This window comes from Nitrososphaerota archaeon, assembly GCA_027887005.1.
Classification (GTDB): domain Archaea; phylum Thermoproteota; class Nitrososphaeria; order Nitrososphaerales; family Gagatemarchaeaceae; genus UBA183.
In genome coordinates this window covers 16,833-31,851 of sequence record JAPCJI010000014.1, presented here as the reverse complement: position 1 = coordinate 31,851, position 15,019 = coordinate 16,833, and the positions used below count along the sequence as shown (strand labels likewise).

Sequence of the window (15,019 nt, the reverse complement as noted above, 5' to 3'; positions counted from 1 at the left end):
TGGGTTCGGCCGTGGTGGCAGCCAGGACGCTCCCACCGCTCGTTACTCTCTTCGGGGTGCTCGTCGGGGGTACCCTCGCCTCGGCCGGGGCGCTCACGCTCAACAGCTACTTGGAACAAGAGATCGACTCGAAGATGAAAAGGACCAGGAACAGGCCCCTCCCTGCCAAGCGCATACTCCCGAGTTCCCACGCGCTCTTCCTCGGGTTCGGCCTCCTCATCTTCGGAGTGGGAGTGGCCGTCCTTACGCTCAACCTGGTCGCCACCTTCTTCATCGCACTGGGGGCCTTCGTCTACGTCCCCATCTACACGATCTGGCTCAAGCCCCGAACCACCTGGAACATCGTATTGGGTGGGTTCGCAGGGAGCTGCGCGGCCCTGGCAGGCTGGTACGCGGTGACGTCTGCCTACCCCCTCGTCGCCTGGATCCTGGCTGCCTTGGTCTTCGTCTGGACCCCGAGCCACTTCTGGAGCCTCGCGGTCATCACTGAGCAGGACTACTCGGCCGTGGGCATCCCAATGCTCCCCTCGGTCCTGGGGCCTGCCGCCTCTTCCAAGTACATCGTTGCCAACACGCTCCTCCTGATTCCAGTCAGCCTGCTCTTCGGGGTCTACCTTGATGGCGTCGGGCTTGTCGTTTACCTCGGGGTTGCAGTCGTTTTCGACGCCCTGCTCCTCTGGACGAACCTGAAGCTCCTCGGCTCTCCTACCAAGGACAACGCCTGGCTCGCGTTCAAGTTCACCAGCCCGTACCTGGCAGTGATCTTTCTGGCCGCGATGGCAGCCACCTTGGTCTAGGGCCGTCGGTGGACGAGCAGCCGAGGGAACCCTTTTCTGAGATGCGCCTGAGGCGCCTATGAAATTGTCCGGATCCTTCGTCGTTCATTACTCTGAAATTGCGCTGAAGGGCAAGAACCGGCCTGAGTTCGTGAAGATGCTCAGGCGGAACATCGGCAGGGCGCTGACGGGCCTCGAGCCCGAAATCCACCCGCTTCAGGGCAGGTTCTTCCTGACTGTCAAGGGGGACAAGGCTGAGGGTGAACGAAGGCTCGCCAAGGTCTTCGGCGTGGCCTGGTTTGCGGAAGCCGCGGTGGTCGATCCCGAATACGGGAAGATCAAGGACGCGGTCATCGAGTCCGCGCGGTCTTCATCCGGGAAGAGCTTCAAGATTAACCCCAGGAGGGCGGACAAGTCGTTTCCAATCAACTCCATGGAGCTTGCCAGGACTCTAGGTGGGGAAGTGGCCGAGGCAACGGGAAAGAAAGTCGACCTTTCGAACCCCGACGTCCAGGTCCACGTGGACGTCCTGAAGGACCGGGCCCTCGTCTACTCGAGGAAGGTTAGGGGCCCCGGAGGACTCCCAGTTGGGACTGCCGGCAGGGTGATGCACCTCTTCTCCGGGGGCATCGACTCACCCCCTGCAGCCTGGCTGATGATGAAGAGGGGCTGCAGGCCAGTCTATCTGCACTTCTACCTGGCACCCACTGGGGAGGCGCCCCTGAAGAGCAAGGTGATGGAAGAGGTGAAGGCCCTGTCGGCCTGGGGAGGCAAGAGCACCCTCGTCCTCGTGCCCTTTGCGGAATACCAGCTTGCCACGGCCGAGGCGCCGAACGACCTGGAGCCTTCGCTCTTCCGGCGTTTCATGCGGATGACTGCCGAGGCCTTGGCCCCGCTCTTCGGAGCCTCCGGGATATCCACAGGCGACTCGCTTTCGCAGGCAGCGTCTCAGACCCTCTGGAACCTGGCCGCCTTCGACCAGGGCTCGACCCTCCCTGTCCTAAGGCCCCTCCTTACCTACGACAAGGAAGAAATCATCACCCTGGCAAAGCAAATCGGAACCTACGAGACCTCGCTCGAGGAATACAAGGACTGCTGCGCGATTATTTCCAGGCACCCGAGGACCAAGGCGAAAGGAGAACTGATATCGAAATTCGCGGACGAGCTGGGATTCCGCGTGCTACTCGCGAAGTCGCTTCGGTGGGCCACCCTCGTGTCGTATAACCCGGCTACGGGCGAGACCAAGGTGACTCCTCTGGACGAGGCGATGAGGAGGCCTCCTGCTGGCCAGGCCTCAGGAGGGTCTTTGAAGGGGGCGGAGGCCGAGTTGAGTGTCCCGCCGAGGCAAAATTATAAGCAGGCAACTGGGAATGGTTTCTCAGGAGATACTACTTGAGTGAAACAGTCATGCATATCGAAGGAAACAAGTTCCAGGACGAGGTCGTCCGTTCGTCGCAGCCGGTGATGGTTGATTTCTACGCCGACTGGTGCGGCCCCTGCAAGATCATCGAACCAATCGTCCAGCTGCTTGCGAAGGAATACGCCGGCAAGGTGAAGTTCGTGAAGATCGACACTGACGCAAACCAGGAGCTTGCGGTGCAGTTCGGAATCATGAGCATTCCCACGGTGATGTTCTTCTCGAAGGGGAAGGTGGAGGACATCGTGATCGGTGCAGTCCCTGCTGCCGTCTTCAAGAGCAAGCTTGACTCCCTAGTCAAGAAATCCTAGAATCCTTTAAGGTCTCATCCGAATTGAGGGCGGCCGATGCGCGGCAAGTACCTGCTCCTCCTTCTCACTATCGCGATCCTCTTCTCAGCAATCGTCGTGGGGGCCTATGTCACTGTGGCAGGTTTCGGAGACGCCTGCGGGTCCAACATTCCGAAGGATTGGCCCGGCTGCCTCGGAGGCCTCCTTCCTCCCCCCCAATTGGCGCCAGTGATGGAATACCTACATAGGATAACCGCAGCCCTTTCGACCCTCTTCCTGTTCCTGACCACCGCTCTGTTCTGGAGGGACAAGAGCTCGAGCCAGGCTGTAAAGAGAATCCTTGTCGTCGCCTCGGTGCTCCTAATCGGCCAGGTGCTCCTGGGGGGCGTGGTGATCGCGCAGGCCGAGGAGGCCGTATTGGTCGCGGCACACCAGGGCCTTGCGGTCCTCACCTTCGGATTCGCGGTGGCCGCCTTCGTCTTGACGAAGAGACCTTCATGAAGGATTTTAACTGCGATAACTGACAGCCACTACTCAATTGGACCTAGAGACACGGCTCGACCTCGTCAAGGGGGTCGGCGAAGAGATAATCACCATGAAGGAGCTCAGGACCCTTCTCGAGACCAACGGCCGCCCCACCGCCTATGATGGGTTCGAGCCAAGCGGCCTCGCCCACCTTCCCTTCGGCGTGCTCCGGCCGATCCTGGTGGACGACATGCTGAAGGCAGGCGCGCACATGAAGCTCTGGATAGCCGACTGGTTCGGCTGGGTCAACAACAAGATGGGCGGAGACCTCGAGAAGATCCAGGAGGTCGGCCGCTACTTCGTCGAGGTTTGGAAAGCAGCCGGGGTGGACATGTCCAGGGTGGAGGTCCTTTGGACTAGCGACGCCGCCAAGGACGTTGAATATTGGAAGAGGGTCGTAACCGTCGCCCAGAACGCGACCCTTGCAAGGACAACAAGGGCGCTCACCATCGCGGGGAGGACATCGAAGGAGCTCCTGCAGACTGCCCAACTCCTTTACCCTGTCATGCAGGTCGCAGACATCTTCTGGCTGGACGTCGACATCTGCCAGCTCGGGCTCGACCAGCGCCGTGCCAACATCCTCGCACGGGAGATCGCAGAGAAGATGAAGTGGAAGAAGCCGGTCGCGGTCCACCACCACATGCTCATGGGGCTCCAGGGAGTGAAGGAGCCCGAGGGCTACGACGAGGACAGTGCGATGGACTCTGCCATCACGAGCAAGATGAGCAAGAGCAAGCCCGAGTCCTCGATATTCGTCCACGACACCCGGGACGAGATACAGAAGAAGGTCGGCGAGGCATACTGCCCGCCCAAGGTCGTAGAAGGGAACCCCCTGATGGAGTATTCGAAGTACATCATCTTCAGGAAGCTGAAATCTCTCAGGGTCGAGAGGCCGGACAAGTACGGGGGAAACATCGATTTCGCATCCTACCCGGAACTGGAGGCAGCATTCAGGGAGGGCAAGCTCCACCCCGCCGACCTCAAGAAAGGCGTCTCCGATTCCCTTGATAGGATAATCTCGCCCATAAGAGAGCACTTCGAGAAGGTCCCAGCTGCGAGGAAGCTCTACCTCGCAGTGAAGGCATCCGAGTCCACACGCTGAACCCCGCATCTCACTTTGTCACGCCAAGGTCCAGGCAGAAGGCGGCCGACGAAGTTCATCGCTGACGCGATGCTCGGCTCCTTGGCCAGGAAGCTCCGCGCCCTGGGCTTCGACACAACCTACCATGACGAAGGAGGGGACGCAGGCATCATGAAGTCGGCCTCGGCCCAGCGGCGGATCATCCTAACCGCAGACCGGGACCTGGCCGGACGAGCGAGGTCGGCGGGCATCAAGTCCTATCTCCTGACGGGAAGGACCGACGGGAGAAGGCTCGCGGCTCTTGTCCTCCTCGCCAAAGCCTCGGGGCATCCCCTCACGAGGGGGACCTCGCGCTGTTCGGTCTGCGACGGCAGGCTGGCGAGGCTCTCCAGAGAAAAGGTTGGGGGCAGCGTCCCCCCCTCCGTACAGCACCGCCATCGTCTGTTCTACCGATGCACGAAGTGCGGCCGCTACTACTGGCGCGGCGGCCACTGGAAAAAGTTAAGGTGGCTCGAGCGGGTCCTAGGATAGATTCTCATGCCACTTTCAATCCAGGAAGGCAGGACTGCGGTCCAACTCGCCCGGGGAGCGGTCGAAGCACATCTGACCAGGGGCAGACCTCCGGCCGGGGACTGGCCCCCTGGACTATTCTCTGAGCTCAGGGGTGTCTTCGTGACCCTGAACGTCGCGGGCGGGGGCAGGGACCGACTCCGGGGGTGCATAGGGTTCCCCTTCCCAGTCAAGCGGCTCGGCGACGCGATTCAGGAGGCGGCCCTCGCGGCTGCCACCGAGGACCCAAGGTTCCCCCCGGTCAGCCTGGATGAGCTTGACTCAGTCAAGATCGAGGTGAGCGTCCTCACCCCGCCCGAGGACGCAGAGGGCCCAAGGCAGAGCCTGCCCTCGAGGGTGCGCATCGGGGAGGACGGGCTGATTGTGTCCCGGGGGTACCTTAGCGGCCTCCTGCTCCCCCAGGTCGCCCCCGAATTCGGCATGGACCAGACCGAGTTCCTCTCCCAGACCTGCCTGAAGGCGGGCCTCCCATCGGACGCGTGGCTCAACGACAGCACGAATGTCCAGATTTTCCAGGCTGAAGTCTTTGCCGAGACCGGGCCCCGGGGGAAGGTCGTCAGAGTAAAGCACGGGGAGTTACCCCGTGCCTAGGGTCTACATCGGTTGTTTCGGCTCGGGGATGGGCCACGCGAGCCGGATGCTGGAGATAGCTGGGGCTTTGACCCCGAACGGCTCGGAAATTGAGTTCTCATCATCTGGAGAAGTGGCCGACCTCATCAGGAAGCGCGGATACCGGTGCAATAACCTACCCCTTGCCGATGTCCGCTACACGGAGACAGGAGAGTTCTCGCTGAGGGCGACCCTCGCAGCCTACCCTTCTATCATGGCCAGAACCTATCAACAGCTCGGCTTGGAGCTTTCCAGCATCGGAAAGTTCGGCGCGGACGTGGTCCTGAGTGACTCGGCGCTATCCACCGTACTCGCGTCGAAGTTCCTGGGCCTCCCGACTTTTACTGTGCTCAACCAGCTGAACTTGTCCAGTTCCCATGACCACGCAGGGATCCCTTCGCGACTCCTCTCAGTCGGAACCTCGGCCGGGATGGGGAAGCTTTGGGAATTCAGCGACGAAGTCCTGCTGCCTGACCTCCCTCCACCAAACACCCTGAGCGAGACGAGTCTCTGGGGTAGCAAGGTCGGGAAGGTGAGCTATATCGGGTTCCTTACGCCCTCCGGGGAGTCTCTTCCAGACGAGGTCGGCCGCGAGTTCTCTACCAGTCCGCTCCCAAAGATATTCTGGCAAGTTTCGGGACCTCCGAGTACGAGGGGGGTGTTCCTGAAGCAGGCGCTGGAGCTGGCCGAAGCCCTTTCGGACAGGTACGTCTTCCTGATTTCAGGAGGGGATCCACATTCGAGCTCGGTACCAGTCAGAGTCAAAGGAGGATGGTTCTACGGATGGTGCGAAATCGTTCAGCATTACTTCAAAGTGTGCGATGTGGTCATTTCCAGGGCAGGCCATGGGACATTGGGTCAGGCAATAACGCTGTTCAAACCTTCTCTCCTGATTCCCATACCAAACCAGTCAGAGCAGGAGGGAAATGCAGCCAAGGCGGTCAAGCTCGGGGTTTCGATCAGCCTCGCCCAGAGCGACCTCTCGGCGGAGGCCCTGAAGAAATCTCTGGAAGAGCTCCTTCGGGGGGGCTATCCAGACAGGGTTAGGAGGCTCGGCCAGTTCGCCGCAAAGTTCGACGCACGTCTAGAGATAATTGGAAGGGTCCTAAAAGCCTCCAGCCGATGACGCCCCGGGACCCTTGGGTTTTCACCAGGGCCTCGGAACTCTGAAAGGGTTGAACTCTTCGGCGAGTTCGACATACCTATAGTTTCATAGAAAGGTTTACCAATCAACGGAGCAACGAAGTTGTTTCGTTTGCACTACTTGAAGGCGGTTATTCTGGCAGCGGGTGAAGGCAAGCGCATGAAGCCGGTCAGCGAAGTAGTCGCAAAGGAAATGGTCCCAATACTGGGCAGACCGTTTCTGTACTTCGTGATCGCCAGGTTGGTGGAGGCTGGAATCAAGGACATAGTAATAGTTGCGACAACCAAGAAGATTCAGCTGATCCACAAACTGGAGCAATACGGGGACTTGGGGGTAAGACTAACTTACGCAACTCAGAGGGAGCCGCTAGGCCCCGCTCACGCGCTACTCCAGGCAAGGCCATTCCTTGACACAGATTACTTCCTCGTTCAATATGGTGACAATATTGCCGAAGGCAACGTTCCTCGAAAACTGATGGGCGAGCTGTCAAAGAACAGTAACGCAGATTCCATTGTGGCCCTTCGTGAAGTGGACGACACCTCGAGGTATGGGATCGTGCGCTTTTCTGGCAAGAGAATCGTGGAAATCGTGGAGAAGCCCAAGATCGGAAGTGAACCCAGTAGGCTTGCGGCGATGGGGATGTACATACTCAAGACAAAGAAGTTCTTTGAATCGGTCGAAGGGGTAGTCTTCGAGTATGGGAAGGAGCAGTTTCCCCCCGAGTACATCATCCAAGCGGGGGGTAACGTGGTGGGTTGGAAATTCAAAGGCGCGTGGGTCGACATGGGTAAACCAGAAGACATGCTTAGAGCCTCCATCCTGCTCAACGCCGGTCGGATAAAATGCATCGTTCTCATCCAAGACCGAGACTCAAACCTGTCGCGGTCGTTGCGCAATCCGACGGGCGCCCGAACCAATTTGTGGGAACCATCCCAGGCAATTGTGACTGGTGCCAAGAAATCCAATCAGAGAATGATTCTGTTTGTTGTCAGGGAAGGAGATTCTGGGTCAAGAGTCCGCGTCAAGCTGGCTATGAGTGGGAACTTGGGGGGGCTTCCTTCGGACAAGGAAATCAATGAGGCAGAGACACTCGACCAGCTTTACCTCCTGCTATCGAAACACTTCCCGCACAGCGGAGTTCTCGTAATAGGCGGCGACTACCGAAGAGATCTTCTCCCGGCGGCAGAACTCGGAATGCATGTCTTGCTTGCTAGCAAGCCGGAGGACCTGGCACCGATAGGCATGCTCCCATAGACAACCCCACGCAAAGTGGAGCTTAGCCCGCCCAACTTCATTCGACGCTTACAGCCACATAGATGATCGCCAAAAAACCCCTGAAGCACCTACCGTAAGCGCAAGAGAAAAGACGGCTAGGACCGTCGAAGCCGCACTCGCTGTAGGCCTCCAATGACATTGCTCACGTCCCCTCTAGTTCCCTCGACCCTCCACCTTCCTGTCCCGCCTGTGGCCCCATCCGTCAATCCATGACTCCCTCGTCTCGCCTTCAACCCCAGGCCATCAAACACCCTGTCGAACTCCAACTCAGGTAGCAGGAAGAGAGGAGCTTCGACCAGCCCGAGAAGTAGCCTTGGTACCTTACTGCACCCCGCGTGGAAACCCCCGAAGACCGCCCCCTCCTTACTTCGGGCCAGTTGCTCTATTTCTTTGACACCCCCTTCAAGGACCTCCAAGGAGAGTTTGGATTGGTCGGTCCTGTTCGAAAGCTCTGAGTACAGGCGCGCCACATCTCGGACTCCCCCGTCGTCCGTCTTGGAGTGCACTAGGCTGACACGATACCCCGCCAGCACCGCCATCCACGCCGTCACTGAGCTGTGCTTCCCTCCCGACACCAGGCAAACGGCCTCCTCGGAGCCCGTCGGAACTCCCCCGGGCCCCTCGGCTATCTGTACGCCAACCGCCCCATGAGAACCGTCAAACGCAGCCCTGAACCTAACACGGGGGCTCTGGTCGTCCGTCCTGGTCCCGTCCACGACGCCGATCACGGCAGAAGTCACCCCACCCATGACGTCTGAAGTCACTGCGTAGCCTGTCGCCTCCGCGAGCACGATGAACTTGTCTCCCCTTCTGAGGTATCTCCTCGCCAGAGTCTTGGCAGCCTCTCCGAGCGCCTCGTAGGAGCGGGCGGGAAACCCCACGGCCACCCAGCTGACGCCAGGCATATGCCTGAACAGGGTAGCGACCGATGTGGGCTCCGCGCCATCTACCAAGAGCGACCCTCCGACACGATGCACGTCCGCCTTCATCCCTTCCTCGTCCAGCACCCTCCGTATCGAGGAATCCAGGTCCCTGACCTTGCCCAGCCCAGTCCATCGGATTATTGCCGTCCCCTTCAAAATCTCCTCGACTTCCTTGGCATCCCACTCCTCTCGTTTCTTTAACTCTTGAGTCACGCATCATCCTTTTAGCGGAAGGGGGCCGAGCCTCGATACGTGAAATCGTCCCCTTTCGAGCTTACTAACGCGGCAGACATTCTGTCTGGGAAGTCCGGCGCCCATGTCGAGGTCAGGGGGTGGGTCGCTAGGAAGCACACTGTTGGCGGACTCGTGTTCGCCCTGCTACGAGACGGGTCGGGCTATGTCCAGGTCTCCGCAAAGAAACGCCCTGACGAGCCGGGGGCCTTCGAAGGCGCAAAGGAGTCCAGCAGGGAATCGGCGGTCGTGGTCAGGGGCGAAGTGAAGGACGACAAGCGTGCCCCCGGGGGGAAAGAGGTCGCCGCAGAGGAGTTCGTCGTGGTGGCGAAGGCTGAAAGCTGGCCCATTACGAAGACTGCAGCCAAGTCCGCCTCCTACCTCTTCGACAAGAGGCACCTTAGCATCAGGGGACCCAAGGCCATAGCGGCCATGAGGATCAGGGGCGAAGTCATAGGCGCCGCGTTCGACTACTTCCGGGACAACCGGTTCCAGCTCATCAGCGCCCCAACCTTCGTCCTGGCCGCGGTTGAGGGCGGGTCCACCCTTTTCTCTGTCGACTACTTCGGGAAGAAGGCCAACCTCAGCCAGAGCGCCCAGTTCTACGAGGAGGCCGCTCTCCCCGCTCTCCAGAAGGTCTGGATCTTCCAGCCCGCCTTCCGTGCAGAGAAGTCCAAGACGTCAAAGCACCTGACCGAGTTCTGGATGATCGAGGCAGAGCAGGCCTTCGCAGACCAGGCGGAGAACATGAGGGTCCAAGAGGGCCTCCTATCCATGATGGTGTCCCGGGTCCTCGAGAGGCGGCAGGCCGAGCTGAAGACCCTCGGGCGGACTCTCAAGCAGCCCCTTCAGCCCTTCCCGCGGATTTCCTACGATGAAGCACGAGAGGTGGCCGAGAAGAAGGGGTTCCCCTTCGAGTGGGGGGACGACCTCCCGACCGAGGCTGAGAGGGCCATCAGCCTGACCCAGGAATCACCTTTCTTCATCACTGACTATCCGCTTTCCGCGAGGAGTTTCTACCACATGACCTACGCTGACAGGCCGAAGGTGACGAAGTCCGCGGACCTGATCGCTCCCGAGGGGGTAGGAGAGCTCGCGACCGGCGGTCAGAGGATACACGACCACGTGGAGCTCATGGACCGGATAGCGAGCCAGGACCTCCCGGTCGAGTCCTTCGCCTGGTACCTCGAGCTGAGGAAGTTCGGCATGCCTCCACACTCGGGTTTCGGTATCGGTGTGGAGAGGACAACCCGGTGGATCGCCGGGCTCAAACACATCCGGTCGGCGAGCCTCTTCCCCCGGACACTTTCACGTATCTCTCCCTAGGTGATGCTTAATTAGTGGAGAAGGAGGTTCGAAAATTATTGTCTGAAACTGAAACAGACCCGGAGCTTGAGCTGGACACTCTCCCAGGGGTAGGCCCTGCGACCAAGCAGAAGCTCCGCGACGCTGGAATCTACACAATCCTCGACCTGGCGACGGCGGGCCCCTCGGACATCGCGGACGCAGTCGACATCGACACATCCAAGGCGGTCGAGCTCAACAACAAGGCGAGGAAGAAGCTCGTCGAGATGAAGAGACTCGAGCCTGACTTCATGAACGCCGCAGACCTGCTTGTCAAGAGGTTGGCCATCGACAGGATATCTACGGGTTCGAAGAACCTGGACGACCTTCTCGGGGGCGGCATAGAGACTTGGGCGATGACCGAGTTCTACGGCGAATTCGGCTCGGGAAAGAGCCAGATATGCCACACCCTCTGCGTGATGGTCCAGGGGACCAAGGAGCAGGGAGGGCTGGGCGCAGGCGCGGTGTACATCGACACGGAGGGGACCTTCCGCCCCGAGAGAATCGCGCAGATCGCCGAGGCCCGAGACCTGGACTCGGACAAGATCCTCTCGCGCATAACGGTCGCAAGGGCCTACAACAGCGCCCACCAGGAGCTGATAGTGAAGGACCTCGGCAAGGTGATCGAGCCGAACAAGGTGAAGCTAGTCATCCTGGACAGCGCAGTCGCGCACTACAGGGCCGAGTTCCTGGGGAGAGGCACCCTGGCGGAGAGGCAGCAGAGGCTGAACCGTTTCATGCACCAGCTCCTGCGCACCGCTGAAGTGTACAACATAGCCGTGGTCGTGACGAACCAGGTCCAGGCCGCGCCTGACAGCTTCTTCGGGGACCCGACAAGGCCCACCGGAGGGCACGTCGTGGCCCACACCAGCACCTACAGGATCTACCTGAGGAAGGCAGCCAAGAACCGGATCGCGAGGATGGTGGACAGCCCCTACCACCCGGAAAGGGACATTGTCTTCTGTCTCGACGAGAAGGGCGTCGACGACCCGGCAGAAGAGACAATAAGAAAGAAGTAAGAAATAAGGCCGAACGGCTAAATAGGCTAAATTGTTCGCCCTTCGGAGTCTCACTTGAAGCGTTCTCAGGCTCTGGCCATCTCCGTGGTTGCCCTGTTCGTCCTTGCGGCCGTCCCCTTTCAGCAAACCCAGGCGGCGGGCGCCTATTCTGAGAAGCTCCAGGTCTTCGTAGCCGGGTCGAGCGCCTTCTGGTACTTCACATTCAACGGGATAAACGGTTCGAGCAAGCTCGCGGCCTTCGAGTCTTCCCCCGGGCTTGGCTGGTACAACATCACTGCAATCAGGACGACGACTTGGAAATCCGACTTCCAGGTCTTCGGCCCCCAGGGCTACAACCTGATCCCAGTACCCTACATTCCGGCTGAAGGGCTCTTCCTGACCCTGGGCTCCGATTCCTACTCCGATGCGCTCTCTGCCGCCCGCGCCCTCAACTCCTACATGGTGACGGCCTTCATTTCGTATTCGAACGGGACGGGCACCTTCACGTTCTACAGCCCCCTCTCCTTCAACGACGTTGTGCCGGGGACGCTTCTCAAGCTCATCCCCTCCTCCGCCGGTGGGTTCGCCCCGCTGGTTACGCCCTCGGCTATCCAGAGTTCGCTCTCTCCTCTGGTGGTTGTCGAAGGAACGAAGTCAACCTCTGGGTTCGACCACAGCATTGTGGTGGGTTCGATCACTGCGACTGCCCTCGACGCTCAGAACAAGCCCGCCGTCCTCGGGTACTTCGGGACGTCTCCGGCGTTCATCACCGCTTCGAGCCTTAGCGCGTCCTCGACCATCCAAGCGAGGGTTCTGGACGGCCAGTTGACTTCCAAAGACAAGGCGACGGTGACCAACGACCCTACCCACTTTACCGCGTCGTACTCCCTTGCCCTGGGCCAAGGCCAGAAGGTTCACTCCCTGAACGCTACCATGCTCCAGCATCCCCTCGGACTGATCGCCACCAGGCTGGTCGACGCGGGAGTCCTGAACCACCTTGACAACGATTCGATCTCGGTATCTCTGCTTAACCTGTCCAACTCCACTCAGGTGACCCACGTCTCGGGCACAGACAACTGGTGGGACCCGACGATGTTCAAGCTGGTCCGGCACACCAACTCGACCCTTTCCCAATCGACCCTCCCGCCGGGAGGAAGGTACACCCTGACCTACGTGCTGCAGTACATCGGGAGCTCCACAGAGGCGATAACGATCCCGCCAGCCACTGTCAAGTACTCCTACGCCGACGGTCCCTCGACATTCAACGCAACCGCCAGGACCAACCCCGTGGTCCTGTCTCTGGGGGCGTCGCACGCTGACGTCTTCGCCTACGTCATTCCGACCGGGGGCTACGGCAAGTCGGTGGGGAGCACCCAGGGCGCCAGGATCATCATGAGGAACGTCGGGACTCAGACAGCCAGCTCGGTCACCGTGGCCGGCAAGTCCCTCGGCAGCATCCCCCAGGGCAGCACGGCCTCTCTGAACGTCTCTCTTTCAGCCGAGAGTCTCCTGGGGAGCAACCTCACGAAGTCCTACTCGGTGTCCTACACAGACCTGGAGGGGGGGAGCTTGACCGCCACGACGAATGCCCTTCCGGTCGTCCTTTCCCACTCTGCCATGCAGGTGGGCTACGCGCAGCTCGTCCTCAGCTCCGCGCTGTCACCCCTCAAGGCCGGGGGAACCAACCTGACACTGACCCTGGCCACCTCGAACATCGGCCCCTCCAACGTCACCTCGTTCCTGGCAAACGAAGCCCTGCCAGCCGGGATTGGATGTGAGTCGGTCAGCGGCACTGGGGCAACCTGTTCGTCCGGGGTCCTCAAGCTCACCTACGCGTCAATCAAGGGAGGCACGACCATGCGCGCCTACCTCAAGTTCAACGTCACCTCGCCGCTCAACTACTTCTTCGCCCCGGCCGACTTCGGAGGCCTGAGCGCAGGGCTCAGCCTGACCGGCCGTTCGACCGCGCTGGCTGCGCCGACCGGTTTCGTGATCTCGAAAGCATTCGCCCCTTCCAAGCTCTTCGGCGGCATGGCTTCGAAAGTTGGGCTCCAGGGATTCAATAACGGTCCCTTCAACATCTACAACACCAGCATCACTTCGGCCGTGGACAGTTTCGACCAGCTCTCGGCCTCGGCCATCCCTTCCACTTCGGCCCAGGTCCTCTCGCCCGGAGCGAACGTCAGCGCGTCCTACAGCGTGACCGCGCTGTCGAGCGTCTCGGGAGACCGGACTGCCACCCCAGTCTACTCCAGCGTCTTCTTCGGCGGCAGGCCCTTCACCCTCAAAGGGCTCGGCCCAGTCGTGTCTGTTTACGCTCCCCTGAGCGCGACCATAACCACCTCCCCCACAACTCCGACCGAGGGGAAGAACTTCACAATCAGCATCGGCATCAACAACCCCTCAGGGGTGGACGTCTCTCAAGTGCTCTTCACCCTCCCTGTCCCGTCCGGGCTGGGGCTCTCGCTGCTCAAGAACGCCCAGCTCTCGGGAGGAGTCCTCACGGTCAGCGCCAGCCAGCTGAGCGCCCACGGGGTCTACAACGCATCGATGTCGGCGGTTGCCAGCTCGGGGATCACTATCCCATTCGACAAGGCGAAGTTGAGCTTCGCCTACGGCGGTGTCACCGTCAGTGGCAAGACCCCTCCGAACGGGATAGCCATCGGCGAGAACGTGACGACCAGGTACCTGCTCCCGTCCGCGCTGGTCTTCCTCGCGCTTCTTGCTACGGCGTACTACATTCGAAAGAAGTCTGCGTCTACCGTTCGAGCTTCCCAGAAGTAAAATCTTCAAAGGCAGCCTTGGCCGCCGGGTAGGGCATCTGGACGGGCGGGTGCTTGAAGCAATAGGCTGACAGGCTGATGAGCTGGCCCCCGACCCCTCTGTCCAGTGCGACCTTCGCTCCCCTGATGGCGTCGACCATCACCCCTCCGCTGTCGTAGGCGTCGACCACGTGAAGCTTGACGTCCATCTTGACGACAGTCCCGCCGAAGTACTTCCCCTTCAGCCAGATGTAGCAGACTTTGTCGTTGTTCAGGAAGGGAACGTAGTCGCTGGGGCCAATCCTCGTGGGGACCTCGTAGGGTGACATTGCCCTAACTGCGCTCGTCTTGCTCTCGCGCTTGTCCTTCAGCCTGCTCTCCTCGAGCATGTTCAGGAAGTCGGTGTCTCCGCCGATGTTCAGCTGGTAGGTCTCGTCCACCTTGACTCCCCTATCTATCGCCATCTTCACTAGGGTCTTGTGAAGCACCGTCGCCCCGATTTGGCTCATCACGTCGTCCCCGGCCACCGGGAGCTTCGCCCTCGCGAACCTCTCAGCCCAGGCTGGGTCCGAGGCGATGAAGACAGGAATCGCGTTGATGAAAGCGACCCCAGCTTCGAGGGCGGCTTCCGCGTAGCTGTGGGATGCGGCCGTGCTCCCCACTGGCAGGTAGTTCACGAGGACCTCGGCGCCGCTCCGCTTCAGCTCCTCGACGACGTCGTCCTCCTTGCTCTCTGCGACCGGCACCACGTCCTTCAGGAACTTGCCGATTCCGTCCATGACCGGCCCCTTCTTCACCACGACCCCAAGCTTGGGCACGTCTGTGATCTTCTCGGTGTTGTTGGGGGGCTGGAATATGGCCTGCGAGAGGTCCTTCCCGACCTTCCTGGAGGACACGTCGAAGGCCGCGACGAACTCGATGTGCTCCGGCGTGTACCCACCGACCTTCCAGTAGGTGAGCCCCTCTCCTTCCCCCTTCTGCGAATAGTACCGGACTCCCTGAATGATCGCCGAGGCGCAATTGCCTACTCCCGCAATGGCGACCTTGATCTTGGGCAAGCGCGAATGAAGCGGC

14 protein-coding genes are annotated in these 15,019 nt (G+C 60.4%); 12 read left to right on the top strand and 2 right to left on the bottom strand.

Annotation, left to right across the window (positions count from 1 at the left end; translation table 11 throughout):
- From cyoE to OK438_08100, 9 genes are all read left to right on the top strand, one after another.
- Positions 1 to 797: heme o synthase (gene cyoE, locus OK438_08140; protein MDA4125395.1), on the top strand; the 797-nt coding region annotated here is incomplete at its 5' end.
- A 64-nt stretch (positions 798 to 861) separates the two neighbouring features.
- Complete coding sequence (thiI, locus tag OK438_08135; protein ID MDA4125394.1) at positions 862 to 2,172, top strand: tRNA 4-thiouridine(8) synthase ThiI; 1,311 nt, start codon at positions 862 to 864, stop codon at positions 2,170 to 2,172.
- On the top strand, positions 2,169 to 2,504 hold the full coding sequence (gene trxA / locus OK438_08130; protein MDA4125393.1) for a thioredoxin: 336 nt from the start codon (positions 2,169 to 2,171) through the stop codon (positions 2,502 to 2,504). The genes thiI and trxA overlap by 4 nt, the downstream gene beginning before the upstream one ends.
- A 36-nt stretch (positions 2,505 to 2,540) precedes the next feature.
- Positions 2,541 to 2,984, top strand: a complete 444-nt coding sequence (locus tag OK438_08125; protein MDA4125392.1) for a COX15/CtaA family protein — start codon at positions 2,541 to 2,543, stop codon at positions 2,982 to 2,984.
- A 37-nt stretch (positions 2,985 to 3,021) separates the two neighbouring features.
- Positions 3,022 to 4,110 carry a tyrosine--tRNA ligase gene (locus OK438_08120; GenBank protein MDA4125391.1) on the top strand — a complete coding sequence of 363 codons (1,089 nt, stop codon included), beginning with the start codon at positions 3,022 to 3,024 and terminating at the stop codon, positions 4,108 to 4,110.
- Positions 4,111 to 4,125: 15 nt separating this feature from the next.
- Positions 4,126 to 4,620 (top strand): Mut7-C RNAse domain-containing protein, encoded by a 495-nt coding sequence (locus tag OK438_08115; protein ID MDA4125390.1) that lies wholly within the window; start codon positions 4,126 to 4,128, stop codon positions 4,618 to 4,620.
- 6 nt (positions 4,621 to 4,626) lie between these two features.
- Positions 4,627 to 5,250 carry a TIGR00296 family protein gene (locus OK438_08110; GenBank protein ID MDA4125389.1) on the top strand — a complete coding sequence of 208 codons (624 nt, stop codon included), beginning with the start codon at positions 4,627 to 4,629 and terminating at the stop codon, positions 5,248 to 5,250.
- A complete protein-coding gene (locus OK438_08105; GenBank protein MDA4125388.1) occupies positions 5,243 to 6,394 on the top strand; it encodes a hypothetical protein in 1,152 nt (383 codons plus the stop codon). Before OK438_08110 ends, OK438_08105 begins: the two co-directional genes overlap by 8 nt.
- 129 nt (positions 6,395 to 6,523) lie before the next feature.
- The gene (locus OK438_08100; protein MDA4125387.1) at positions 6,524 to 7,666 is read left to right on the top strand and encodes a nucleotidyltransferase family protein; all 1,143 of its coding nucleotides are present in this window, start codon (positions 6,524 to 6,526) and stop codon (positions 7,664 to 7,666) included.
- A gap of 116 nt (positions 7,667 to 7,782) precedes the next feature.
- Here OK438_08100 and OK438_08095 read toward each other — a convergent pair whose 3' ends face one another.
- Positions 7,783 to 8,823, bottom strand: coding sequence for a hypothetical protein (locus tag OK438_08095; GenBank protein MDA4125386.1), 1,041 nt, complete (start codon positions 8,821 to 8,823; stop codon positions 7,783 to 7,785).
- Between the two features lie 39 nt (positions 8,824 to 8,862).
- On the opposite strand from OK438_08095, the gene aspS reads away from it, so the two are divergent.
- The 3 genes from aspS to OK438_08080 are packed head-to-tail and all read left to right on the top strand — an operon-like array spanning position 8,863 to position 13,967.
- Positions 8,863 to 10,167: an aspartate--tRNA(Asn) ligase gene (aspS, locus tag OK438_08090; GenBank protein MDA4125385.1), complete on the top strand. Its 1,305-nt coding sequence runs from the start codon at positions 8,863 to 8,865 to the stop codon at positions 10,165 to 10,167.
- A 38-nt stretch (positions 10,168 to 10,205) separates the two neighbouring features.
- The gene (gene radA / locus OK438_08085) at positions 10,206 to 11,204 is read left to right on the top strand and encodes a DNA repair and recombination protein RadA (GenBank protein MDA4125384.1); all 999 of its coding nucleotides are present in this window, start codon (positions 10,206 to 10,208) and stop codon (positions 11,202 to 11,204) included.
- A gap of 54 nt (positions 11,205 to 11,258) precedes the next feature.
- Positions 11,259 to 13,967, top strand: a complete 2,709-nt coding sequence (locus OK438_08080) for a hypothetical protein (protein ID MDA4125383.1) — start codon at positions 11,259 to 11,261, stop codon at positions 13,965 to 13,967.
- On the opposite strand, the gene OK438_08075 is transcribed toward OK438_08080, so the two are convergent.
- Positions 13,942 to 15,003: an inositol-3-phosphate synthase gene (locus tag OK438_08075; protein ID MDA4125382.1), complete on the bottom strand. Its 1,062-nt coding sequence runs from the start codon at positions 15,001 to 15,003 to the stop codon at positions 13,942 to 13,944. The two genes, OK438_08080 and OK438_08075, sit on opposite strands and share 26 nt — an antisense overlap.
- Between the last annotated feature and the right edge of the window lie 16 nt (positions 15,004 to 15,019).